The sequence below is a fragment of the Paenibacillus medicaginis genome (assembly GCF_042138635.1).
In the GTDB taxonomy this organism is placed as follows: Bacteria; Bacillota; Bacilli; order Paenibacillales; family Paenibacillaceae; genus Paenibacillus; species Paenibacillus medicaginis.
The window spans coordinates 88,584-113,403 of record NZ_JBHIRY010000020.1; the positions used below are offsets into that span (position 1 = coordinate 88,584).

General features: G+C 44.8%; 24 protein-coding genes and 2 pseudogenes. 19 read left to right on the forward strand and 7 right to left on the reverse strand.

The features are described 5' to 3' along the window. Positions 1 to 109: 109 nt before the first annotated feature. A complete protein-coding gene (locus ACE5LO_RS18740) occupies positions 110 to 514 on the forward strand; it encodes a hypothetical protein (protein ID WP_375521524.1) in 405 nt (134 codons plus the stop codon). A gap of 98 nt (positions 515 to 612) precedes the next feature. On the opposite strand, the gene dapA is transcribed toward ACE5LO_RS18740, so the two are convergent. Further along, positions 613 to 1,491 (reverse strand): 4-hydroxy-tetrahydrodipicolinate synthase, encoded by an 879-nt coding sequence (gene dapA, locus ACE5LO_RS18745; protein ID WP_375521525.1) that lies wholly within the window; start codon positions 1,489 to 1,491, stop codon positions 613 to 615. A 108-nt stretch (positions 1,492 to 1,599) separates the two neighbouring features. On the opposite strand from dapA, the gene ACE5LO_RS18750 reads away from it, so the two are divergent. Beyond that, complete coding sequence (locus ACE5LO_RS18750; protein ID WP_375521526.1) at positions 1,600 to 2,502, forward strand: LysR family transcriptional regulator; 903 nt, start codon at positions 1,600 to 1,602, stop codon at positions 2,500 to 2,502. A 33-nt stretch (positions 2,503 to 2,535) separates the two neighbouring features. Further along, complete coding sequence (locus ACE5LO_RS18755; RefSeq protein WP_375521527.1) at positions 2,536 to 3,003, forward strand: nucleoside deaminase; 468 nt, start codon at positions 2,536 to 2,538, stop codon at positions 3,001 to 3,003. A 118-nt stretch (positions 3,004 to 3,121) separates the two neighbouring features. Here ACE5LO_RS18755 and ACE5LO_RS18760 read toward each other — a convergent pair whose 3' ends face one another. Continuing rightward, positions 3,122 to 3,679, reverse strand: a complete 558-nt coding sequence (locus ACE5LO_RS18760) for a GNAT family N-acetyltransferase (RefSeq protein WP_375521528.1) — start codon at positions 3,677 to 3,679, stop codon at positions 3,122 to 3,124. Between the two features lie 35 nt (positions 3,680 to 3,714). Next, complete coding sequence (locus tag ACE5LO_RS18765; protein WP_375521529.1) at positions 3,715 to 4,599, reverse strand: ABC transporter six-transmembrane domain-containing protein; 885 nt, start codon at positions 4,597 to 4,599, stop codon at positions 3,715 to 3,717. Between the two features lie 350 nt (positions 4,600 to 4,949). On the opposite strand from ACE5LO_RS18765, the gene ACE5LO_RS18770 reads away from it, so the two are divergent. From ACE5LO_RS18770 to ACE5LO_RS18835, 15 genes and pseudogenes are all read left to right on the forward strand, one after another. Further along, a complete protein-coding gene (locus ACE5LO_RS18770; protein WP_375521530.1) occupies positions 4,950 to 5,777 on the forward strand; it encodes a MerR family transcriptional regulator in 828 nt (275 codons plus the stop codon). 36 nt (positions 5,778 to 5,813) lie between these two features. Continuing rightward, positions 5,814 to 6,062: a CDI toxin immunity protein gene (locus tag ACE5LO_RS27920; protein ID WP_445993910.1), complete on the forward strand. Its 249-nt coding sequence runs from the start codon at positions 5,814 to 5,816 to the stop codon at positions 6,060 to 6,062. 846 nt (positions 6,063 to 6,908) lie between these two features. Further along, positions 6,909 to 7,226 (forward strand): hypothetical protein, encoded by a 318-nt coding sequence (locus tag ACE5LO_RS18775; RefSeq protein WP_375521531.1) that lies wholly within the window; start codon positions 6,909 to 6,911, stop codon positions 7,224 to 7,226. 406 nt (positions 7,227 to 7,632) lie between these two features. Further along, entirely contained in the window at positions 7,633 to 7,800 is a 168-nt protein-coding gene (locus ACE5LO_RS18780; protein WP_375521532.1) for a hypothetical protein, read from the forward strand. A 53-nt stretch (positions 7,801 to 7,853) separates the two neighbouring features. Next, entirely contained in the window at positions 7,854 to 8,669 is an 816-nt protein-coding gene (locus tag ACE5LO_RS18785) for an inositol monophosphatase family protein (RefSeq protein WP_375521533.1), read from the forward strand. Between the two features lie 41 nt (positions 8,670 to 8,710). Then, positions 8,711 to 9,256, forward strand: coding sequence for a GNAT family N-acetyltransferase (locus tag ACE5LO_RS18790; RefSeq protein WP_375521534.1), 546 nt, complete (start codon positions 8,711 to 8,713; stop codon positions 9,254 to 9,256). Between the two features lie 25 nt (positions 9,257 to 9,281). After that, a complete protein-coding gene (locus ACE5LO_RS18795) occupies positions 9,282 to 9,572 on the forward strand; it encodes a MazG nucleotide pyrophosphohydrolase domain-containing protein (RefSeq protein ID WP_375521535.1) in 291 nt (96 codons plus the stop codon). A 92-nt stretch (positions 9,573 to 9,664) separates the two neighbouring features. Beyond that, the gene (locus ACE5LO_RS18800) at positions 9,665 to 10,165 is read left to right on the forward strand and encodes a P-loop nucleotide/nucleoside kinase family protein (RefSeq protein ID WP_375521551.1); all 501 of its coding nucleotides are present in this window, start codon (positions 9,665 to 9,667) and stop codon (positions 10,163 to 10,165) included. A 2-nt stretch (positions 10,166 to 10,167) separates the two neighbouring features. Next, on the forward strand, positions 10,168 to 10,656 hold the full coding sequence (locus ACE5LO_RS18805; protein WP_375521536.1) for a cysteine hydrolase family protein: 489 nt from the start codon (positions 10,168 to 10,170) through the stop codon (positions 10,654 to 10,656). Positions 10,657 to 10,836: 180 nt separating this feature from the next. Next, positions 10,837 to 11,451 (forward strand): cyclase family protein, encoded by a 615-nt coding sequence (locus ACE5LO_RS18810; protein WP_375521537.1) that lies wholly within the window; start codon positions 10,837 to 10,839, stop codon positions 11,449 to 11,451. Between the two features lie 68 nt (positions 11,452 to 11,519). Further along, entirely contained in the window at positions 11,520 to 12,194 is a 675-nt protein-coding gene (locus ACE5LO_RS18815; RefSeq protein ID WP_375521538.1) for a hypothetical protein, read from the forward strand. A gap of 223 nt (positions 12,195 to 12,417) precedes the next feature. Beyond that, a complete protein-coding gene (locus ACE5LO_RS18820) occupies positions 12,418 to 12,849 on the forward strand; it encodes a hypothetical protein (RefSeq protein WP_375521539.1) in 432 nt (143 codons plus the stop codon). Positions 12,850 to 12,880: 31 nt separating this feature from the next. Further along, the gene (locus tag ACE5LO_RS18825) at positions 12,881 to 13,744 is read left to right on the forward strand and encodes a P-loop NTPase family protein (RefSeq protein WP_375521540.1); all 864 of its coding nucleotides are present in this window, start codon (positions 12,881 to 12,883) and stop codon (positions 13,742 to 13,744) included. A gap of 139 nt (positions 13,745 to 13,883) precedes the next feature. After that, positions 13,884 to 14,189, forward strand: a pseudogene (locus ACE5LO_RS18830) (GNAT family N-acetyltransferase); the annotation flags it as partial. Positions 14,190 to 14,391: 202 nt separating this feature from the next. Continuing rightward, positions 14,392 to 14,648, forward strand: a pseudogene (locus tag ACE5LO_RS18835) (DUF2935 domain-containing protein); the annotation flags it as partial. Between the two features lie 201 nt (positions 14,649 to 14,849). Here ACE5LO_RS18835 and srtB read toward each other — a convergent pair. Further along, a complete protein-coding gene (gene srtB / locus ACE5LO_RS18840; protein WP_375521541.1) occupies positions 14,850 to 15,629 on the reverse strand; it encodes a class B sortase in 780 nt (259 codons plus the stop codon). Positions 15,630 to 15,648: 19 nt separating this feature from the next. Next, positions 15,649 to 21,957 carry a DUF7601 domain-containing protein gene (locus ACE5LO_RS18845; protein WP_375521542.1) on the reverse strand — a complete coding sequence of 2,103 codons (6,309 nt, stop codon included), beginning with the start codon at positions 21,955 to 21,957 and terminating at the stop codon, positions 15,649 to 15,651. Between the two features lie 484 nt (positions 21,958 to 22,441). Here ACE5LO_RS18845 and ACE5LO_RS18850 point away from each other — a divergent pair, with 484 nt between their 5' ends. Then, a complete protein-coding gene (locus tag ACE5LO_RS18850) occupies positions 22,442 to 22,990 on the forward strand; it encodes a GNAT family N-acetyltransferase (RefSeq protein ID WP_375521543.1) in 549 nt (182 codons plus the stop codon). Positions 22,991 to 23,145: 155 nt separating this feature from the next. On the opposite strand, the gene ACE5LO_RS18855 is transcribed toward ACE5LO_RS18850, so the two are convergent. Together ACE5LO_RS18855 and ACE5LO_RS18860 are read right to left on the reverse strand one after the other, a co-directional pair. Next, entirely contained in the window at positions 23,146 to 23,586 is a 441-nt protein-coding gene (locus ACE5LO_RS18855) for a GreA/GreB family elongation factor (protein WP_375521544.1), read from the reverse strand. A gap of 95 nt (positions 23,587 to 23,681) precedes the next feature. Then, the gene (locus tag ACE5LO_RS18860) at positions 23,682 to 23,885 is read right to left on the reverse strand and encodes a cold-inducible protein YdjO-related protein (RefSeq protein ID WP_375521545.1); all 204 of its coding nucleotides are present in this window, start codon (positions 23,883 to 23,885) and stop codon (positions 23,682 to 23,684) included. Positions 23,886 to 24,820: the final 935 nt, after the last annotated feature.

Sequence of the window (24,820 nt, forward strand, 5' to 3'; positions counted from 1 at the left end):
CTTTTGTAACCTTTTCAATCTATATATAGAAGATTCACCCAAGCATCATAACAGGGACGAGCATAGATTACTAAAAGATTCAACCTAGTATTTAAGAGGAGGAGATGTAATGCGCAAGAAAAATATTCGTAGCTGCTCGGTCCCGCAGAACATTACTCTGGTTCAACGTCTGCAGCCGCTTGTGGGACGGACGGTTACGGTGTTTCAGCCCGGACATCTTTGGCTAACTAAGACGACAGGCAAGCTCACCAATGTGAGCAAGTCCTCGTTTACAGTCGGAACCAAGGTAGTCGCGGTCAAAAACGCCTTCTTTATTGTCCTGAACGAACAGGTTAAACGGACGAAGCCTATTGAATTGACAGCCATCGCGGATGACATGGGTGAATTGCAGGGGTCTTTAATTCAGGTCGGTCGGGATTTCGTCGAGTTTATGCAGACTCCGGGCCGGAGTGTGCCTACTCTTTTTCCGTTAAATAAGTTTACAGAAGTGTTTTGGGAAGACGAAGAGGAGTAAGAATTCAATCAATCCGCGTGAAAGGCCATCCCATTTATGGGTTGGCCCTTCCTGTATATAACCGCGGTTTCCGATCACACATCGCCTGAGGTTGCTCCCTAGAGCACCTCCATTAATTTTTGTTTTAGCCCCTCTGTTGCTGGCATAAGCGGCAGACGTAGTTGCTCATTTGCAATGATATCCTGTCGGCTAAGCAACCACTTGAGTGGGGCAGGGGCAGGCTCTTCAAATATATGATGGATCATGGGCTCCAGGGTCTTGAAGTCGTCTCTGGATCCACTAATATCGCCAGCAGCAAACCGCTGGTATATCTCAATAAAACGATTGGCGTGAATATTGGCGGATGCGAGCATTCCACCTGTGGCTCCCTGGCACAACATGGCGTGAAAATGTTCATCTTGTCCGCAGAGTACAGGTTTTGTCTCATACTCCATCAAAGCGGAGAGCAGCTCAAGGCCGCCGGAGCTGTCCTTCAGCCCGATCACCCCATCAAGGTCCATTATTTTCCTCATGGTATTCACGGTGACTCGACTGCCTGTTCGTGCCGGGATTTCATACACAAGAACAGGCAAGCCGACCTGGGAAGCCACGCGAAAATGTTCCAGAATCCCTTCCTGCGTCGGCTTATTGTAGTAGGGAGTAACAACCATCGCTGCGTCCGCCCCTAACTCAGCTGCCCATTCTGTGCGTTTAACCGTTGAATAGGTATCGTTTGTACCCGTACCGACGACGATTGGAATTTTTTTCTGCATTCTCGCTAAGATGTCCTGCGTAACTTCAACCATCTGTTGTACTTCTTCCCATTGGACGGTCGGTGACTCTCCTGTAGTACCGTTAATGACCAGCCCCTGGATGTTATGGCTTGCGAGATGGCTGATGTATTTATGAAACGACTGAATATCCAGTTTGTTGTCACTCGAAAAAGGGGTGATCACCGGTATGAAAATTCCATAAACGTCATGCTCTTTCATCATCATTAGCAAACCCTTTCAGTTGGAATGAATTCAATGTAACATAGGAATTAGCATTATAGTTATCTATATTAAGCGATGGTTGTAATCAATATTTTTGATGAGGTGGCTTGGATGGACTTTACCTATCTTCAGACTTTTCGGGAAGTAGCGATACGTCAAAGCTTTACAAGAGCAGCAGAGGCGCTTGGTTATGCACAATCCAGTGTTACAACCCAAATTCAAAAGCTTGAGAAAGCTTATAATGTCAAATTGTTTGAGCGTTATAGCAATAATAAGATTCGCCTTACGTCCGCAGGGGAAGAATTGTTTAAGCTCGCTGGACAAATGCTGGAGCTTTTTGAGCAATCCAAGGAGAAGATGGCACAGCAGGGTGGGGGCTCAATAACCATCAGTACCATGGATTCTATCGCTTCTTATTTTCTGGCTTCTTATATCCAGACAACCCGAAGAGAATATCCTAATCTGAATATAAGATTACATACGGATCGTGAAGAGGTGATTTTACAGCAGGTTAAGGAGGGAGAAGCAGATATAGGGCTTATATTGGCTGACGATGCTTATGATTCTAATTTAAAATGGGTCACGATTCGGGAGGAGCCGCTTGTTCTGATTGTCAATCCAGGCCACCCGCTATTAGAAAGGCATAGAATCGAACTGAATGATCTGATGGATGCGGAGTGGATCATGCCTGAGCATACCTGCAATTACAGGCAGCTGTTAGAGAGAATGCTACGTGCAAACGGAATTGCTTATCGAATTGGCCTCGAGCTTGGTAATCCGGAAGCGATTAAAAGAAGTATCAAAACCGGATATGGTATATCTATCCTGCCCCAAATGGCAGCAATAGAGGAGATCGAACGTGGAGAACTAAAGGTCTTACCCTTTGAACATCCCGAACTGAAGCTGAAGGTTCAGCTCATTCTTCACCCCAGGAAGTGGGTTTCTAACCCACTGCGATTCTTTATCGATGCTATTCAATTCATTTCGGAAGAATATCATGGGCCAGGATTGTAAGCGGTCATAAACCTATACGAGAGGAGAAAAAGAATGAGTCAGGACGAGTTCTTTATGAAAGAAGCCATCAAGCTATCTAAACTTGCAGTTGAGCACGGTAACGAACCCTTCGGAGCGATACTGGTTAAAGACGGGGAAATTGTATATTCTAATGAAAACCAGATTTATACGGCAACAGACCCAACTTTCCATGCAGAAGCAGGGCTGCTGCGGAGATTCTGCGCAGAAACACATATTACGGATTTACATGAATACACATTGTATTCGAGCTGTGAACCTTGTTTTATGTGCTGTGGTGCGATGGTGTGGACAAAAGTGGGGCGGCTGGTTTATGGTGCCAGCGACATGGATCTATGCAGCCTATTGGGCGAGCAGGGGAGTCATTGTAGTCAAATTGTATTTGGAAATTCCCCCCATAAACCTGATATCAAAGCAGGTTTATTGCGAGAGGAAAGTTTGAGTGTATTGGCCAGCTATTTTTCGCGCAACACAAAAGGCTGAAAAATCCCGGACCTTTCATCATTGAGCTAACGAAACACATCGGTCGAACCAAGACGAAGAGGGCAGCCGATCAGCGGTGATCGGCTGCCTTTTCTCTGGGGAAAACAAACATGTCCTATCATGGGAAAGTATTAGAATTTTGAATAAAAGAAAATTGCATTTTCATCTTTATATTTTGAGTTGAATATAGCATAGTATCCACTGCACCAATTTCCAACCCATTCTTCAAATAAAACCGGCAAGCGAGCAAATTAACATCCTGCGTCTCAAGCGTGAATCCTTTCATTCCTTTTTGTAATGCCCATTCCTTTGCCTTGTTGAGTAAGGCGGTTCCTATTCCTTTTCCTCTGCTGCTTTCTAATACAATAAGTCTGTCAATAGAAGCAAATTTAATTTCGTCACTTGTGCTTAATCTGATATGTCCCAGGCATTTTCCTTGGGAATAGTATAAGAAAGCAATGCTGTCATCGCTATTCATATATTCATCAAGATCTTCGTGCTCGGGGTATTTTGACTCATAAGGTTGTTCATAAAGTTCTTCTTGAAAACTCCATGTGCCATTTTCTAATTTAGGTACAAGTCTCCCCATAACTGTGAAAGGATATTCTTTGCGTTCGTAATCCTCGTTGTTATCAAGTGTCATTTCAACAATTTCAATTTCTCCAAATTTCTCCAAAATATCTCTCCTCTATCACCTTATGAAAGGTGGTTTTATTCAGGATGATCTGTTTCAATTTTTTCGCCTACCCGTTCACCGATATCATACACACGCGAAACATTGTCTACTATGACTGGGATGTCATTCACTGCATTTTTAAACATCCATATATAAGATATTATGGCGTAAATTGTACCAACAGTTATTCCATGCAAATGCGTTAGCCTTAGTAGTGCTGCAACTGTTAAGATAATAACCATAATATCTACAATACCCCAAGTTATAGCTTCAGTGTTGGATATCGATATACGCCAAAATTGCATCCGATTAAAGTGACGTCGAACAATGGAAAGCGGCTTATGCATGATGATGTCCGATTGTACCTCTAATCGGTTGTTAAGTCCGTTATTGAGACGATAAGCACGGCGGCCAAACCATCGGTTAATGAATACAATTGGAATCATTATAAGTAACCCGAAAAATCCAATAAATGGGTCATAAATAAAAAGCATAGTGATTGCACCAATAAAATAAATCGCAGCTGTGGCTATTGCAGGCAATTCTGTTTCAAAGAAAAATACAATTTCTCGAGACAATGAAACCCGTCCTGCAATCTTATTTCCTTCAATTCCACTAGCACGCTGGCGCTCAACCATATCAAAAGCCATACGAGAATAAATAGCACCGAAGATTTTGGTATCGTAGACATGTCTATATAGCCCGACAGATAAGTGAATAATCCATAAAGCGGAAATGGGTAAAAGGTTGATAAGGTTCCCTCTCAATAATCCATCAATTGCAAGACCAATTGCAGCAGCTTGAAGAAGATTACAAATATTTTCGATAATAATTAATAAATAAGTAATACTGATACCTTTATAATTTTGGAACCAGATGTGTTGAAGCAATTGAACCGTTGGAGAATTTATCTTTTTCACTTCATCAACTCTCTATATATTAATCCTGCAATTTTTTTGCTAATAGTCCATGTTCAAAAAGTCAGGTTTTCAGCACCGAGAAGGTTGGATGAAGCTAGGGACTGAGGAGCGGAGCGTACTTTTGGGTACGTGAGCACCGGAAGTCCCGGCTGAATTCAAGATTCGATGTCGAGTCCGCTTCCTGGTCTACTTCGTGATCAAAAGATGACTTTTTGAACAACCTCTAATAGTCCGTACATTCCTCCCAATATAACGCAGCTCGCCTATTGATCTTGTCTCCCCTTCCTCTCACTAAGTATAATGAGCATCATAAAGTATATGGTTACCGGATAGTCAAGGGAGGTTTTATTATGGATAAACAATTTTATGGGTATTTTACAACTGGTGAGTTTGCAAAGCTTTTCCGTATAAAAAAGCAAACTCTGTTTCACTATGACGAAATTGGCTTGTTCTCTCCCGAAGTAAGAAAAGAAAATGGGTATAGATATTATTCCCATAATCAATTTGAACTTTTTCAAGTAATCAGTTTATTTAAAGAGGTTGGCGTTCCTTTAAAAGAGATAAAGTTACTCTTAAATGATAAGACCTCAGACAATATAATCACCCTTTTTAAGGGAAAGTCCATTGAAATCGGGGAGAAAATTAAAAAACTAGAACATTTAAAAACAATTATGGAGACAAAAGTGAAACTTGCTGAACAAGCAATAGAAGCGGACCTTTCTTCCGTTTCTATTCAGTATTTAGAAGAAGAGAGAATCATGATTACTCCAAATTTATTAGGCTTATCTGAATGGCCATACATTACTGTTATCTCAGATCTTATTCATTATGTTCAATCACATGAATTGAATCTGGGGCACCCTGTAAGCGGTATGTTGGCGAAAGAACAAATACTGGAAAAAGACTTCTATAATTATCAACATTTACTTTTCAAGATACCAAATAATGTTGAGAATTTAGATTATCGAATGAAACCAAAAGGGTTGTATGCTGTTGGTTACCAAAAAGGAAATGAAGTTGAAGCAGCTTATGATAGGATTATTCGATTTATTGAAAAAAATGGATTTGAAATCGGGGAATGTGCATACGAGGAGTTTATTCTAGATGAAGTCATGGTGGACGGGATGGAAAACCAAATTACAAAGATTCAGCTTCAAGTTTTACGTGAGCTGGACTGAAAAGGCACCTGTAAGCTTATTCGTGAGCAGTATTCTATTGCTTCAGTAGAAGAGGCAATTGAGATACTTGACTCCGAATTAGAAGAAAGCATTAATCAACAGGTTCGTTTACTTTGGAATTATTCGGATGCACCAAGTGTTCAAGTGAGTCTTAAACAAGTAGTAGATCATATTGATGATGTGACAGCAGTAGGATCGGATACGTGGTTAATTGGTCCCGATTTTTCATTTGTGATTGAAATCTTTCATGAAGGAGAAATTAAATTAGGATTTAGAAGAATATAAAAGTTTATCGTGTGGAAAATAATCGAAGTAAATATAACGCCATTTGTATTGTCTTATTGTAAAATATCGTATTCATTCCCAGGTGCCGACGCAAAGTGGTGCACGAGGTACTAAGAAAAGATATTTGGTAACCGAGGGAAATGATGCGGCATACTATTGAGGTATAAAAACGGGTATGTTACAGTAAGAATAGAAATAAGGATCGGCGGCCACCGATCCCCAGTACAGATTTTGTGGTGGATATCTCCTCCAGAAAAGCAAAGAGTAACCCGTCAGGCCGTCAACCTGTGGCGGGTTACTTCTTTTTGTTCTCGATATAGGTCAACAGCGCAAGCACGAAAGCTGCGAAGGTGATGATATCGCCAAAAGAGAAGTTCATAGGCAATCACCTCCCTCTGGAGGTTAGCCTAATACCCACCACAAATTGTTCTGTACAAGCCAAATTATAACATTGAAGGCTCTCATGACGAGGGTCCTTTTTATTTTGGGAGGAAAGCAGATGAAAACTTGTTGGGACCATCCAGTATTTTAGGTTTTTACGGAAATCAGGAATTTTCTCTCAGTGAAGCTACACCAGAAATTTGTACATGCCGTTGGGGTAGAAGATGGCGGACGTCATGCGGGAAGTGATAATGTGTACTTAAAAACTACCCTGATGGTAACTTCAAAACTCGTTTAAGTTAGCTGTGAAACCTTACATAATAAGAGTTATAAAATTATAAGCAGATAGTCGAATGAGAAGAAGTGCAAAGCCACAAAGCAGATGAACAGTTTATTGGCGTGTTATCAGCATATAAAAGCTATGTGTTCTGAATAGGCACGATAAAAAAGTGTAGGGGGAAGCTTATGGAACTTCCGCGGTGGTTTCAACAAGCGATTCAAGGGAGACTGGAGGATGTATCTGCCAGAATTGAGTATGATCCTGAATTGAACCATATTCGTAAGCAAGCAGACAAGGCATTTGAAGCCCTATTTGCAGGTAAGGATATTGCAAGGATGCCAGAATTTTCAGAGTGGGAGGACTGGCATCATGTTAAGCATGGGATACTCAATGAAAGGCTGTACTTGCAGGGTATGAAGGATGGCATTCAAATGGCCGTTGCAATTCTGGGTTATTCGATTGGGTCAGATGATGACGAAATATCCAATGAGAATAAACCGTAGTGTTCTAATGATGGTGCCGACGCAAAGTGATGTATGGGAAACTAAGAAAGGATACTCGGTTACCGAGGGAAATGATGCGGCATACTATTGAGGTATAAAAACGGGTATGTTACAGTAAGAATAGAAATAAGGACCAGCGGCTACTGGTCCCCAGCACAACAACTTGAGTGGGGCGTTCCCTCCAGTATTGAACTATGAGGGGTTTGCCCGCACGGTGCCAGCCTTAGCGGGTCATTTACGTTTATCGATGTAAGTTAACAACGCGATCAGGAAGATCCCGAAGGTTAAAACTTCACCAAACGAAATATGCATTCGCATCACCTCCTTTTGGAGGGTGCGCTCACTCAGGCGTGTTGTACAAGCCAAATTATAACATTGAAGGATCCTCATTACGAGGGTCCTTTTTATGTGGAGGAGTTCAGATGAAAACTTGTTGGGACCAGCCGCTATTTTGGATTTTTACGGATGTCAGACATTTGCTCCAGGTGAAGCTACACCAGAAATTGAAGAAGTTGCCGATACCAATATTTCTGTCAGGAAACTCTATGTTAAAGGAAATGGGCTTAAGTTATAGAAATTAGATAACCATAAGAGTTGCATTTATATAGTGATTTGGAGGTCTATACCATGGAATATATTCTACCTATTGCCAGAGAGCTTGCTATCCAGGCTGCCAAGAATGCGGGACAACTTGCCAAGGAGTACTTTGATCAGGAAAAAGAAATCTCCGAGAAGGAGCATGGTGATTTAGTCACCGTAGTGGATCATCTTGCGGAAAAGAAGATTCTAACTGAAATTTTATCCCGGTTTCCGGATCATCAAATACGAAGCGAGGAAACAGGCTGGACGGGGCAGGAAGGCGAATGGCTTTGGCTGGTGGATCCTCTGGATGGCACCAACAACTATGCAATCGGTCTCCCGATTTACGGGGTGTCTATAACGCTTATACATAATAAACAACCGCTCCTGGGAGTCATATATGACAGCCACTTGGGGGATATTTACGTTGCTGAACAAGGCAAAGGAACGACCCGCAACGGAATTCCCATATCTATTAAACCGGATGCTGCATTCAGCCAGCCCAATCCAAGAAGAATGACCGTGGGATGGATTCAAGGGCACTATGTACAGAAAGAGCAGCGAGCCATGGACTTAAAGCATAAACTGGATCTGACTTTCAAACGAGTATTAAGACTGTGGGCCCCATCACTGCTTTGGTGCATGCTGGCTCGCGGTGATCTCGACGGCATCGTGCTGTATAATTCCGAAGGTGATGATTTATATGCAGGCATACTAATGGCTAAAGAAGCTGGGGCTATGGTTATGGATTTTTCAGGTAAGCCTTTTGAAGGAATGAATCCGGAGCCGTATATAATCGCGTGCCATCCTAAATATAAGGATGAATTTTTATCTCTGGTAAACGCTGAGAATTTAATGAGTTAACGGGCAGCTTTCTAAAAAACTTATAAACGGAGGACAAGATCATGGTTTATAAATTTGAAACAGACCGGTTATTGCTCCGATATTTTGAGTTGTCTGATGCAAGCAGGGTTCAAGACTTGGCGGGAAATGAAGAGGTAGCACGCACAACTCTATCCATTCCTCATCCCTATCCGGATGGTGCAGCTGAACAATGGATCGTAAATGTCCGTCAATTCTCCGAAAAGGGAGAAAGATATGCTTTTGCGATGGTAAAAAAAGAGGATGGACTGTTAATTGGAACTGTCAGTATAGGCATATCGAAAAGGCATAATCACGCCGAACTGGGTTATTGGGTAGGAAAGCCTTATTGGGGACAAGGTTATGCTACTGAAGCGGCGAGAAGAATACTTCAATTCAGTTTCGAGGAACTGCATCTGAACCGTATTTTTGCGGCTGCCATAATAACAAATCCAGGTTCATATCAGGTTATGAGAAAAATCGGGATGAAGGAAGAAGGCGTCTTCCATCAACATATATTTACTTGGGGAAAGTATGAGGACCTGGTATTCTATGGAATGGTTAAGGCAGATTATTTTAGAATTAAATAAATGATTGGGAGAGAGGAACGGAGAAATGAATACAGCAGAGCTTCAACAATATGTGAAAGAATTCAGCAAGACCAAGGGATTCGATGAAAGTACGATCGAGCAAAGGACGCTTTACCTCATGACGGAAGTAGGGGAGCTGGCTAAAGAGGTTCTGTCCGTCTCCTTCCATCCGGATGCGGAGAAGAAAGAAAACCTGGGGCATGAGATGTATGATGTGGTTTGGAATATTTTTGACCTGGCCAATAAGCTTGGCATCGATCTGGATCAGGCATTCAAACAGAAAATGGAGATTAATGAAAAGAGAACGTGGGGTTAAGAGAGTGGGAGCTTAAAAGGAAGATCATATATCATTCTCCGAAGGAGGCGATTTGTCTGTCGGATCGTAAAGAATCAGCAGTCGTCTATCTCATCTCAGGTCCACTTGGTGTAGGGAAGTCGACTGTTTCCAAGGAACTCGCCAATTCAATGAAGCAATGTACGCTGATCGAAGGTGATCTCTTGTTGCATGTCTACCGAGGGGAGACCGAACCGCCTTGGGAGGAACGGCTGCGGCTGGCCTGGCTTAATATCACTGCGGTAACTCGAAATTTCCTCCGGCACGGGTTCAATGTTGTCATTGATTTCGTTGTTGAAGAAGAACTTGAATGGTTCTGCGGTCAGCTGTCGGATCTCGACGTGACGGTACACTATGCTGTATTGTACGCGGAACCGGACACCTTAGCTGCCCGACTTCGTCAACGAGGAGATGAGCAGTATATTGATCGTTCGCTCTTCCTGCGGAATAAGCTTTTGTCTTCCCCAGCCAACGAGCTGTTTCTGCTGAACACAGATCTTAAGCGGCCAGAGGAGCTTGCTGAGGAAATCATGCACGACAACAGGTTTCAGAGAATTAGATACGAGGTGACCTAATAATGAAAATTGGATTTCTAATTGTCGACATGCAAAACACATTTCTGAAAAATCAATTGGAAGTGCCCAATGTCCAAGAGGCATGTGAGTATATTAACTATGTCGCTGAATTGCTGCGTAAAAATCATCATCTTGTAGTCCATATACAGGACATTGAAGGAAGCGATGAAACAAGCTCTGAACTATTGGAGGTTATTCCTGAAATTACGGTGGATCAGAAGGACATCCGTATTACGAAAGAGTATTCCAATGCCTTTTGGAAAACAGATTTGGAACAGATTTTAGTGAATAACGGCATTAGTTTGGTGATTATAGCCGGTTTTGCTGCGGAGCACTGTGTGTTATTCACTTATAACGGGGCTATTGAAAGAGGTTTTAAATCCGTCATTTTGCAAAATGGAATTTTAAGTACAAAACCGGATATCATCAATCAAACTTATCGGGATCGAAATATGATTTCTTATCCGGTTATTGAAAGTATTGTAGGATAAAGCAGGAGCCCTAACTAATTAAATAGTTCAACCAACAGTGCAAATATAGAATTCCTGAGTTATACAATTTCTTGCTCCGCTCGGAGAAGTATGGGGGGGATTTGATACCCAACCGAAACTTCAGAAATTCAGGGAATGAATTATTAGCTTGCCGAAATATTATTAATGTGAGGTATACCGATGATTATTGACCTTACTCATCTGATTGAGGATGGCATGCCGCCATATCCAGGGGATACAGCAACTGTATTGTTACACTCCAAGGTTTTACAAACAGACTATTTTAATAATCATCAGCTAAGTATTAACATGCATGCTGGTACACACATCGATGGGCCGATGCATTTATTGGACGTCAAAGAATATCTGAATGAGTTTTCCCTTGAGAGGTTTATTGGAGAGGGCGCTGTCATTGATGCATCTGGAGAAAAGGAAATCCACTATAGGGAAGAATACGAGGAAATTATTAAGAAGGATCAAATTGTTCTAATCTACACCGGATACAGCAGGTTATTTGGGCAGCCGCAATATTTTACGGATCATCCAGTGATAACTTTGGAATTCGCTGAATTGCTGGCGAGAAAGCAGGTGAAAATGGTCGGATTGGACATGCCATCACCGGATAAATACCCGTTTGAAGTACATAAGTGTCTGTTCAATCATAAGATCTTCATTGCGGAGAATCTAACGAATATAGAAAAGCTTCTCAATATCGGTGAATTTGAAGTGATCGCTTTACCTCTTCACATCAGAGCGGACTCTTCCATTGCGCGTGTCATTGCCCGGATCAAGTAAATCTGTTGTATTCGCTCACGATCCCACAACACGAGTTCTCTGCCTGTTATTTTGGAAGTAACATAAATATGAAGGAGTCGGTCATGGGAGCAAACATTCGTAATTATGAGCCAAAAGATGCAAAGGACGTCGCGGAGTTTAACTTTCTTTTTAACCTTGCCTATCAATACAATGGAGACTTCAAACCAGATAATATTTTTTGCGCAGAGTTAGACGGCAGAGTCGTTGCATCCGGCCATCTGGAGCCAACGGATTCATGTGAATATCTGGATCGGGAAGGAAAAGATTCGGCATACATCCATCGATTTTTATTCGATACGGATTCTATTCAGGGCTGCGATCACTTGGAATTCGATCTCTTTGACAGGATTACGGACAGGGCTATGGAGATCAAACAATCGTATCCCCAAAAACGTATCCAAATCGGTCATACATGTTCTCATAACGATTTTCAGTATATTGACTTCTTATTATCGAAGGGTTTCTATCATGAATTGAATTATTTGATTATGAAGCGTGACTTAACTCAGCCGTTGCCGGAACTTTCTAATAGCTACGGAATTGAATTGAAAAGGTGGGCCATGGAATCCGAGGCAGAGAAGGGTCTTTACTTGCAGGCAGAGAAGGATGGCTTTGACGGCGAGTCCTGGAGCAAAGCAAGATTAGCGTGGTTTCAGCATGGCTCGGAATGGGACACTTTTACGGCGTTCCATGATCATCAACCGATCAGCAGCTGCGATTAACTTGTATAAATCATTAGGCTATGAGCTCATCGATATTCATTTGCTCATGGTGAAGGATATTTTGTGAATTGGAACAGGAGATGAGAGCTTCGTAGTGACACTTTTCTACTATATAGCCGCAAATCGCGAGCTTCCAACGGGCTCATTCGGAAAGAATGGAACGGTTATGACACTTATGGATTACGTAACTCATGTGAATCCTGCCGAGAAGGATCGTTTCCCCATGAAAACATTACTTGAAAAATATCCGCACGGGGATAAATTTATAGAGATTTATGAGACAAAGGAGGATGCGGCCGGGTTATATATAACCGGGCCTCTCACCGGACAAGATTCCTCACGTATGTTCAAAAATAAGCTGGTGTATCAAGTGAATCCGGATAGCGGCTCTTTCGAAATGAATGATGAGCTTAAAAGCTCACATCCTGTTTTATATCAGACAAGTAAAAAGTGTCTAATAGAGCTCATCGATTATCTTGCCCGTAATATGGAGACAGGCGAGGAATTTGAACTCTATTCATGCTGGGCTGATGGACTGGAGAGATTCAACGACATGCCTAAAAAGGAACTCGATCTCGTGATTGAACTAACCACATTTACACTGGGCAATGAGTTTGAATGGAAAGAGCGGCAGATGATTCGAGTAAAGAAGTAGTAAAACTACCGACGTAAAAGGATGTGACAATATGGCGAACACATTACCTACGAAAACAAAATTGGTTATTGTTGAAGGCATACCTGGCTCCGGAAAATCCACATTATCCAGATACATACATGACATCGTGAATATGCGTAAAATAGAATCGGAACTATTTTTGGAAGGGGATTTATTACATCCCGCCGATTATGAATCTGTTGCATGTATGCCGAACCAAGTGCTTGAAAGGCTCAGATCCATTTATTCCGATGTGTTTCATTATATTGATTCATTTGTAACTTTGGACGGAAACGACTCTATAATCGCATATGCGCTTGCGCAGCAATCAGCTCAGAATGGAATACCATCCAGTTTGTATGAAGAAATCCGGTGTTATGATATTTACGATGGAGTGCCCGTAGAAAAGTATTGCGAGTTGATGATCAAGCGTTGGAAGTCTTTTGTTAAAGACCAGCGAGAAAAAGAAACTATGACGATATTCGAATGCTGTTTTTTACAAAATCCAGGGTGTGCATTACTCGCCCGGCATGACGCTGGAAACGATCGTTTTACTCAGCATGTATTACGGATTGCAGAGCAAATTCAGGAGTTAAATCCGATTTTGTTTTATTTGAAGCCCACCGATGTTCGTAAGACGATTGAGCGAGTTAGAAGCTTGAGATCTCAAGAATGGCTGGATTTCGTCATTTGGTACCATACCGAGCAAAACTATGGGAAGAGCAAGGGACTCCACGGGTACGAGGGATATATTAAATTCCTTGAATATCGACGAGAGCTGGAATTACAAATGATCAAACAACTTCCTTTTCAAACCTTTATTATCGAAAACTCCGATTATGATTGGAATAATCAACAGCAGATTGTTTCGAAGATCATGACGAAGTGTCTGTAAATTGTGTCACTCACATGATCAATTTCAATCATACTTCACATAACCAAAGCCACCAATGGTGAATAAGACTTTTAGTCCAACAACCCTCAAGGAGAAAAAAATGAATATTAGAAAACTGCATACAAACGAAAATTACCCAATGGAACTCTTATTATTAGCAGACCCATCCCGAAAGCTTGTTGAGGAATACGTCAACAGAGGAGAGAGTTTCATAGCCGAAGAGGATCATGAGATTTTAGGAATCTATGTACTTCTCCCTACAAGGCCGGAAACCGTTGAATTGGTGAATATTGCGGTAGCGGAACGGAGTCAGGGACAAGGATTGGGTAAAATGTTAGTCTTACATGCCATTCAAACAGCTAAGGCAAGGGGATACAAAACTATTGAAATTGGCACGGGAAACTCAGGCATAGGACAATTAGCTCTTTATCAAAAGTGCGGCTTCCGAATTGTTGGGGTTGATCTGGATTTTTTCGTTCGTCATTATGAAGAGGAGATATATGAGAACGGGATACAATGCAGAGATATGATTCGGCTGTCCCAGGATTTATAATTCGCTGTCAACTCCATGCCTTCTCCGGTCTACTCCGCTGTCAGCAGCATATATAATTTCTGGAGAAAAAAGGCTGCAGGAGGAGGCGAGGTGGATGAGTGATGCCTTGTATGAACACCGGTTTTGGCTGCAGATTCTTGGCGACCCAATGCCAACATATTCATCACACAACTGACGTATGATGCCAGTCATGCTGCGCATGAGCTGCGCGAATTCAAGCTGAGCTTACTGGAGCGGCAGCTTGCAGGTAAAATTGATCTACTCCTGACACCTTCCTTTGTTAGTCACATGGTCAATGAATTGGAGGAATACCAGCGAATTTTACAGTCTCTTCGTGAAGGCAAGGGGGTATCTGTCCAAGTTGGCCGAACTGGGTGAAATACAGAGCCCGAACTGCGATCCGACGAAGCTCCGAGTCAGCGGTTGAAGGGGCCGGATCGGCAAAACAACAACGGAGTGCTAGTGAAGAATTACAGATAAAACGGATAAAAAAATCACGTCCTCCAAGGGAGAACGTGATATGAAGCAGCTTGACTCTGTGTGCCAACATCGTCATTTACGCTTACGAGCGACCACCGCTAACCGGCCATTTTCGGTCGAGTACTCACACGTAGACAGTATAACAAGCTTGTCGCCATACCGGGCTGTCACACCCGTGTCGTAAAGAGCGAGTTTTTTGAGGTTCTGCACATACGAATCGAACTCGGCGGGCGTACTGACCTTATCAATCTGGTAGTATTTAAAAACATCGTCCGATTTACGATAAACCTGTGACAGAATAACGGCAACAATCTCATACTCTTCCTTTTCGTAAAGCGTACTGAATTGGAACGTAGTATGCTCCTTATAAAAGCTTTCTTGCTTGTATTTCATCAAATCTTTAAACATCCAGCCGCTTTTCATGTGATGTCCATGAATCAGCAAAATGTCCGAACTGTTGATCCGGCTGTGTGCGTCCAAAAAGGGGAGACCGCCTTTGTTTTTCTTTTTATCGAAATCATGATCGAGATAGTACTGCTCATCCTGTGGATTCTGCATGATCGGGTACTCAATTCGAGTGCCGTCAATCTTCAGCCAACCGACGATGTCCGGGTTTCGCGCGTAAAGCTCTCGAAATTCGGGAAGCATGACCGGCTCACGTGTCTTCGTGATCAAAGGGGAGGAGGGGGTATCCCCTCCTCCTTTGTCCGAGTCTTCCTCCCAAACTTGGGTCAACCCTTCGATTTTCTGTTGCTCAGCATAATCCCACAGGAGAGTTCTCGCAATTTCGACGAGAGAAAATACCAACAGAAGCAAGGAGACGGCGATAAGAACTTTTTTGATTTTGCTCATTCTCTTACCGCCTCTCCTGTTACTGAATGTTTTTTTTCTTCTTGCTAGTGAGCAGACAGAACCCGATCGTGATCAAAGACATCAGCGCAAGAGCCATATAAAAAATTGGTGATGGGCTTCTATCCCCTGTATCCGGAACATTGTCCAGTTCGTTGTTGTTATCGTTAACTCCATTGTTGATATTATCGACTCCGTAGTTGCCGTTGTCGGCTCCGTGATCGACATTGCCAACTTCATTGTCAACATCGCTGGTTCCACTGTCGACGCTGCCAATTCCGTTGTTATCGTCGCCGGTTTCAATGTCGATGTTGTCAGCTCCGTTGTTGATGTCGCCGGGTTCGTTGTCGATGTCGTCAGCTCCGTTGTCAATGTTGCCTGGCCCGTTGTCGAAGTTGTCAGTTCCGCTGTTGACGTCGACAGGTCCGGCGTTATCGTTGTCGGCCTCGTTGTTGCTATTATCGTCTCCGTCGTCGTCCTTGTCAGATCCGTCATTGCCGTTGTCAGTTCCGCCTCCACCGCCGGACCCAGGATTATTAGGTTGGGTTGGCCCCGGGTTTACGGGGCCAGGACCGGGGTTACCAGGTTCAGGTTGACCGGGTGCGGGCTGGCCAGGTGTTGGCTCGGGGGTTCCTGGTTCAGGCTCAGGTACAGTTCCGCCACCACCACCGCCGGAACTTACCGGCGTCATCGGTACATTGTATTTTACGATGTCGAAACCGACAGAGATCGTTTCACTCGTATACGTCTCATACCCGGGCTTCGTTACAACCAGATAGTAATCTGTTTCCGGGAATACCATGTACGCATAGAAGCCAACTGCGTCGCTATCCTGCTCCGGGCTCTCGTTGTCGTGCGGCGGGAAGCCTGGAACCGTCGGCAAGGTTACTTTCGTGCCTGGTTCGATTCCTTTCAATCTGTTTCTCTCCGTATCCGCATAATACAACGTTACCGTAGCTCCCTCGATTTGCCCTGTGGTGATTCCCTTGTTTGCATCGTAAACAATGCCGTACGGGTCAACGAGCTCCTGGGAAATATTCAATTCCCCGTTCGCCTTCACGTCCAGATCCGCTTTAGCTACCGTCAATTCTTTGCCTGGCGCAACTTCGTAACGCACTTCCATCTTGTAGGTTTCCGCAGCTAAGCCTTCCGCCGAGAATGCGCCATTCGGTTGCAAGCTGAATGCTTTCGGATCGCCGTTTTCATCTACAACATATTTACCGTTTGCATCCCGCAAATAAATACGCATCTTGCCGGCGAGCTCGTTGCCCAGCAGCGAAGCCTGCCCTTCAGGCTGCTTCAGAAGCACGATCCCTACCGCCGTAATGTCAGCCGGAACGGTCTCGTCAATCACACTGCTGTCTACATTTGCTTTTTGCGTGAACTCAACAGGCACATCCTTACCGCCTACCTGATACCACTTCGTAAATGTAACCGTATAGTCGGTATCAGCCTCGGCAATGACCGAATACTCACCTTGCTCATTCGTCTGAATCGTTTGCTTCTCGCCTGTCTTCAGATTGGTCACCGTAATGGACGCGTTCGGAATAACTTCTCCTGTGTTGTTGTCACGCAGCACGCCTTCCAGATAAGGGCGGGTATTGACAAAGTGTGCTTCCGCTGCTTTTTTCTCCGGAATGGCACCTGTGCGAACGAGACTTTCAGGGTCCGTCACGTAGCCGTCCTGCGTATAATCGTCCTGGGTCACAGTATACTGAAGATACGTCGGAAGCCCTTGCACAATGAACGTCTGACCGTCTGTAAGCTCGAAGGACTCTCCGTTCTTGATCATGCCTTGGCTACCGTCCGACTTCTCATAGGCGTAGGATTCGTCTGCTCTCTCACCTGTGAAGGCGACTGTGTACTTGAACAGTTTCTTTTTGTCTTCGTCCTTGCCTTTAACCGTGTTGCTGATTAACAGGTTGCCCTCTAAGGCTCGTATGTTCGTGAATGGGGCAACTTTATCATTGCCTTCCATAACTCCGGTATCGTACCGCTCCTGAGGAGTAGTCACGTATCCATCGGTTGTGTAGTCTGTCTGGGTAACCGTGTATTTCAGATTCTTAGGCAGATCCAAAATATCCAGTGTCTCTCCATCCTTGAGATTGAAGGTACCGCCGGACTTGATGGTGCCCTTGCTGCCGTCCGACTTCTCGTAAGAGTAACTTCCATCCTTGCCTGCATCCGCAAAGCTGACGGTGTATTCGAAATCCTTCGTCTCGTCGCCGCCGTTGCCCATAACCGTATTGTTGATGGTCAGCTTGCTGACGATCCGTTCATTGATGAAGTCCGCTTTGTGATCGCCTTTATCTGTAATTGTGCCGGACAGTTCTCTCGTCGCCGGTTTAGTTGTGTAACCGTCAACGGTCGTATAATCGCCCTCCGTTACAGTATAAACCAGACCCGCAGGCAATATCGGCAACGTCGCAGTTTGCCCGTGCTTGAGGATAACCTTGTCACCGCTCTTGATCTTGCCAGACGTATTATCTGACTTCTGATAGGTGTACTCTCCATCCTTACCCTCGCTGTTGAAGGTCACGGTATACTCGAAATCTTTGTCTGGATCGCTGCCGCTGCCTTCCACCTTATTGGTGATGGTCAGCTTGCCTTGGGCTGGTGTAGGCACGACCAGCGGATTGTTCGCTTCCACCCTCTGTCCGTCAACAAGGACAGGTTTGCCCGGCGCATCGATGACGCGTACCCGGTATACCGTAGTCGTAGGCAAGTAAGTGATGGGATCGATATAGGTCTGCTTGAGCAAATAATCCCCCGGCAACTGAATGATGAAATCCGTCTTGCCGTTTATGTCCGTCGTCTTTTCAGGCATTTCCTTGCCTTCTTTGTCCCTGGCTGGTGTACCGTCAGGATTGAACAACTGGAACTTTACATCCTTCAGCGGTGTTTTGCCGTCGGGACCAACCTTCTTGAGGTAGAGCAGGCCGTTTTCATTTGCACTTCCCGCCACATCGTTCGCGTCCAACGTAATACTGCTCTGCGCTCCGATTGGCGGAAGGGCATCGTCGCCCATCAGCTTGATGGAGTTCCCGGCCGCTCCCGGCTGCATGCCCTGGGATTCGGTCTGGTAAACGATCTGATAGAGCTTGTTCGGATCGGCAAAATCAAACCTGAGCGTCGATCCCCCAGTTGCCGAATCTATGCCTGCGGTCACCTTCACTTCGGAGTTCGGATCCTCAAGATTTAGCGGCCCTCCGGCACGCTCCAGAGTGCCATCCGGCTTTATCTTGCCAGGATAAACAGCGATGTCGGAAGGTGCGAGGGATAGACCGCCCTCTGCATTTTGGCGCAGCCGCAGTCCCTTGGCAAGGGTATCCAACAAATAGACACCTTGCTTCATCTCGAACGGAGGCGTGTAGTTCACCGTCCATTCCTGCACACCGGAAACCGGTTTTTTCACCGTCTTGCTCAAAGACTGCATAGGCACAATAATTCTGTGCTTTTCAGTGGCGCTATAAGGCTTGTCTCCCCATTTCATGGAGAACTCAGCCTGATTCTCACCGGCATTATTGTTACCTATGTGGTAGGTCGTAAGCGCGGCATTTGTCGGGCGCGCCTTCACCAGAATGACGTAAGGGCTCTCCAACTTGGAGAAGGTGAAGGTGCCTACATTGCCGTTCTTGTCGAAGCTTACCACATGCTTGGGATCGTTCGGCTGAATTTTGTCCCCACTTGCTTGTGCGTATATGCCATAACTACCTCCACTTGCTCCTCCTAATTCAGCACTTGAATGATAGCCCGTAACACCAGTATAAAGCCGATAGGCTTCGCCCGGAGAATAGTCGACAAATTCCCAGCCTTCAGGCAGCGTGTCCACCAGCTTGATGTCGCTGGCTACGCGGTCTCCACCATCCTTGGCCATCACATCCGTATTGAAGCCCGGCATGTTCACCGTCAGCCGGAAAGTGACTGTTCGATCCTTGCGATCATAGCCTGCCAGAATGTATTTATCATCACGGGAGTCGTCCAAATACCAGTTCGGATCATTGACGACAATTGGCCGAGTCCATGTGCTGGCGCTCCAGTTGCCATAATTTCGGTTCCAATCGGCGGCTATGTTTCCTAGCGCTTTGCCGTTCTCATCGACCGAACTCGCGTACAGCATCTCATTGTTCAGCATCCGCACCCTGTTCTTGGTAGTGGCATCATAGCTCCCCACATAGCTGTCATCATCGAAGAGCAAGCCGCGGTTGCTCCAATCGCTCCAATTGCCCGCTTTATCTTGATGGAACAGGTTGTCCGGGTTGGTCGTGACGGATTCGAATGAAACAGTCCCCTTTACATCTCCTTTAAACCCGGTCACCTTGATAAGATCCGCCACCGGCTTGCCGTTTACCGTCAAGGGAATCACTTCACCGGACAGCCCATTACTCACGATCAGTGTATTCTCGCGGTATTTTTGCCAAAGCTGTCTGGTGTCGATGTTGCTCTTGATTGCATTCAGAGTGTCCGGCGTTACCTTAGGGTTGTCATCCAGATTATCCAACACATCGAGAGAATCACCGTGAACGAGCAGATCGTAGACGATCGGATTATCCAGATCGTACTGCAGCGTCAAGTTGATCGACCACTTGGCGCCTGCATATAGCGTTTGGGCCGTGTTATTTCTTGCTGCAACGGTTTTCGTGAAAGCATGTGCGCCGATTTTAACCTGTGCAGCGTCCACAACGGCATTGGGAGCCTGCCAGCCGGTCGCATCGTTGTTCTGGATGGCACTTTCTCCATCCTTCACACCCAATTCCCAGTTGGCGCGGGCACTATAGTCGAAGGTTGACTTGCCGCTGTCGGTCACCTTTGTCACAACCGTCATATAGAGGGGGCCGTTCAAATTCCCGCCGATGGCGGTTCCAATCTCGTATTCCCCCGCACCGTTGCGGGTAATAGGTGTATCCGTGCCGCTGTCTCCATTCTTATAGGTTGCGGACACAAACTCCGTCCCCGCGGGCAGAGTGTCTGTAATCTTAACATTCTGCAAGCCGGATTTAGACAGCACGCTGTTATTGTTAATTCTCTGGTTGACCACAACCGTCCACGTGATGAGCGTATCGTTGCCGCTCTTGCCGGGCTTGCCGCTCACCACAATCCAGTTGGGGCGTATGGCAACCCGATGGGGGTTTGAAGAAGCTTTCACAACGGCAGTGTCATCCACAAGCGTTGCGTTGTTATTAACGTAAGTCCATCCGTACTGATCACCTAAATTGCCGTTCTTCTCAAAATAATAAATATTTTTAGGAATCCACGTTTTAAAGGTGATGGTCGCTGTGCCTTTGACGTTTTGTGCAGTAGATTCGTTTGGGAACTTGTAGGAAAGTGTGCGATCAGCAGCATAAGCTGGAGTCGTCGCATTTCCATCCACAGTGAAGGACCCAGGCACATATACCCCGACATTCGCAAGCGGATTAGAGAAGGTCAACCCATCCAGCGGCATGGGGAGGGTCTTATCGTCCGTGTCGGTGGCAGTCACTACCACTCGCCATGTAATGGTACCCTCTTTAAAAGAGTCGTTGTTAATCGTGCTGTTATCGTTTCCATTGCTGTCCGATTTGACGTCAATGCTGTACTCCGGCACCAAATCCGAGTTTTTAAACTTATAACCATCTCCGAAAATGGTCGTATCCCTGCTGCCGCCGGGGGTCTGATCTGCCGCCTTGGCAGTAGCGGAAAAGCCGATTTTGACGTCGCGTCTACTGCCGTCATATACCCCTGCGCCATCAAATGTAATTTTGATGGAATCGGTAAAAAACTGAACGGTAGCAATTTTTAGGTTGCCCTGATTGATGTTTGTAGGACCTGCAGGCGTCAAATTCACATCAGGGAAGTAGGTCGCCTTGTCCAGGACGGCATAATCTCCCTGCTGAATCACGCTTTCGGGTGGAGCATTCAGATCGTCGCCTTTGGTTGGCACGGTGATATCCTCCAGCGCAAGGGTAAAATCCTCCCGGCCGTTAATTTCACCGCCTTCTGGGATTACAACCGGATCAGGGGTACCCTGCTTCACCGTGAGCTTGAACGTCGGATTGGCCTTCACCAGAACCTCCGTTTTGTCCGCCGGATCTGCCGGCATCACTGCCAAATTCATTGGTGGGGCGTACACCACCCCTGGCACCGACGGCGGCTCGTCCGCTGGCGACGGTTCATCCGGCTCAGCGTACACCGCCTCAGATACCGACGTCGTGTCGTAACCGTCCGGCACACTCTCCGCATATGCGCCAGCAGAGAAGATCACCGTCTGCAAGAAAAGCAAAACTGCCAGGCAGAAGGATAGCACAGCTTTGCCTGCACTGCGTTTTCGTTTCAAATCAAAATTCTCCTCCATTCCTGAAACTCCCGATATTCTCGAAATTTTTGGCAACAGCAGGATCATCTGCCCAATATAATGCTCAAGCGAATAGGCATATGCTATTTGCTTGATCCCAGCGGCACATTACACCCTCGAAATCTTGCGGAGTTTCAGATGAACGGGTACGTGCCGTGGGCATGTAGGCCGTTGATCATGCTTTGTAATTTTATACCTCCTCTACTTCGTTTATATACGCCACTTACATATCGCAAATGACAGAATACGCCAATTTAACACAGCGCATTTCACTATTATAATACTAGGGACCTATACAAAATCTAGACAAGTATTGGACAATAAGAAGTGTGAATCTCGCATGCAATTCTGTTCAATAGAACGGACTACCCATGAATCTTGTGTCTTTAGCCTTAAGAGTTTCAAATCACATGTCTGTATACTTTTTATTGAAGAACAGAATTCCCCACTCGCATCAACCAATCAATAAAGGAAGTGTTTAGTTGTGAAGGTAACAGTAGAACTGTGCAGCATAGAGGACAAATTTATCATCAATAATATGTACCCGCTTTATCTGCATGATCTATCTGAGGTGTGGGAGCGTAAGACCAATCGTTACGGCGTATTTGAAGAGGATGATACACGGACTTTGGCTGAGCAGAATCGGGTATTTGATATCTGGTGGGAGCACCCGGGTGTTCTGTTTCCATACATAATTAGGGTGGATGATCTGCCCGCAGGTTTTGCTTTGGTGGCAACTCCACCTTATACACCATGTCCTCGTTTTATCGATTATTATTTGAATGAGTTCTTTCTTCTACGTAATTATCGCGGGGAGGGGGTCGGAGAAAAAGCTGTGCGACAACTGATCGGCAAAATGCCAGGACATTGGGAGCTGCAGACCAATCCTACGGCACGAAATGAACGTGCGATAAAATTTTGGCGCAAGACCCTAAAGGCTTGTACAAACGGGGAATATACTGAGGAAACAGGTAACCATCTTGAAGAGGGGGAAAAGCTTGTATTTCGTTTTATTCATGAGGACGCCGAATGATTGGATCTAACGAAAACAATCCACCGCCTGCCTGCAGCGGTGGATTTTTACTTTGTAAATGCACGTTCTGATCTGCCATTCTGATTAGCCCTGTAACCATTTGATCATGTAGTATACCAATGCCTATGATTTCTATCCCATATCGACTGAACAGGTCATTCCACGCTTCCATGGTTATAGTATTGAATATCCTGTACGCGGACAGGTATAGTTCCTGATGGGATTTCCAGCTCATAGGTTTCGTTTTGTTGTGCCATAAGCAGTTGCAGCCCAATGGGAGAGAGGAACGAGATTAAATTTTTATCAGGATTTGTGCTCGAGGGGAACACAATGACAAAGGATTCGGTTGTGTTATCGTCCAAGTATTGAACAGTGACTTTACTCCCGATTAAGGCATATGAATTCAAGTTGTTAACCGAAAAATTTCGAAGCATATCTTCAATGATTGAAGTATAGTTATTTAAAGTATTTTCTACGATGATGCGCTGTTGGTTGGGGCTTGGGAAATATTCATTTAAAAAATTCACGAGCCCTTCGTCCAGATAAACCAGTTGATTGACCAACTGATTTCGTGTTCCATCTAAACTATGGTTCATAGTAGATAGCATCCCCTCTGCGAAGGCCGATTGTGTCGTGTGGATACGTTTTCATGTCATAACATACCTCCGTGTTTTTACTCGGAATAAAAGGTTTAAGGTAAAGGGTCATTCAAGGTTGGCACGAGCTTTTTGTCCAGTGACATAGAAGAGCCACAACGAGGACAATTCGGCTGTTTCTCCAGGGTAAATTGCTGCCGCATCCACCCGTTGCACCCTTGTTCTGAGCAGTTCCAAACTACAGCTTCCACCATATTCTCCGTTGTGCTTTTTCTGAATGGATAACGCCTCATATTCATAACCGCGCATGGACACAAGCGACTTTAGTCGTGTGAGGAATTGCGATCGGCATAAGGGCTACTCTTGGTAGCTCGAAAGTCGAAAGCTCCATGCTTCCTCCTTTCGTCATGAAAATGTTTGCACTACCGGTTAGGAATAAGTCTAAAAGGCTTGTGACTTGAGTTGTTGACGTTCACCTTCTGAATTAATGTGTTCCTTTATCCACCGTGATGCACTCTACCTGATGGGGAAAAGCAGCAAACATGGACCACCTCCCAAAGCCATTCTTTCCTAAAACGAAGTATATGAACGAAAGACATCTCGCCCGGAATCAAGCGAAATGTCTTACTGTTACCATAGCAGTATTGGAACATGATGTCAACTAAGTTTATATTAACCATTAAAAGTAAATCGTTAAATTTAATACCTAATCCAAGTTTTAATGTTAATGCCTCAACTTTCGCAGCAAGAAATCGGCAAACAGGCGCTGAAATAACGGGGTAAAACGGATATCTACTGCTGGGGTTGACGCCGAATCAAAGCAGAGAGCTTTTTGCTAGCTTTCTTGCAAGAAGGGGATTCGCCCCCCTCAGAGTCTAGTAGCCAGAGTGAGATGGGTGTCTATAGGGTGGTGTCTGGTGTCCGGTGCCTAATGCCTAATGCCTAATGCCTAATGCCTTTCCATACAGCTTTGCACGATTATCCCTTTTGATCAGAATGCGGGGGTGTTGAGGGTTGGGGGGCCTAGGGGAAGGAATAAAGAGAAACGAGATAAGAGATAAGAGATAAGAAAAAGAGGCAGCTCAGGTGGGATGTTTGGCTTGAAACAGGAACATATGTTTGGTATAATAGAAAAAAGAACTTATGTTCGTGGATTATGGATTATGGATTATGGATTATGGATTATGGATTATGGATTATGGATTATGGATTATGGATTATGGATTATGGATTA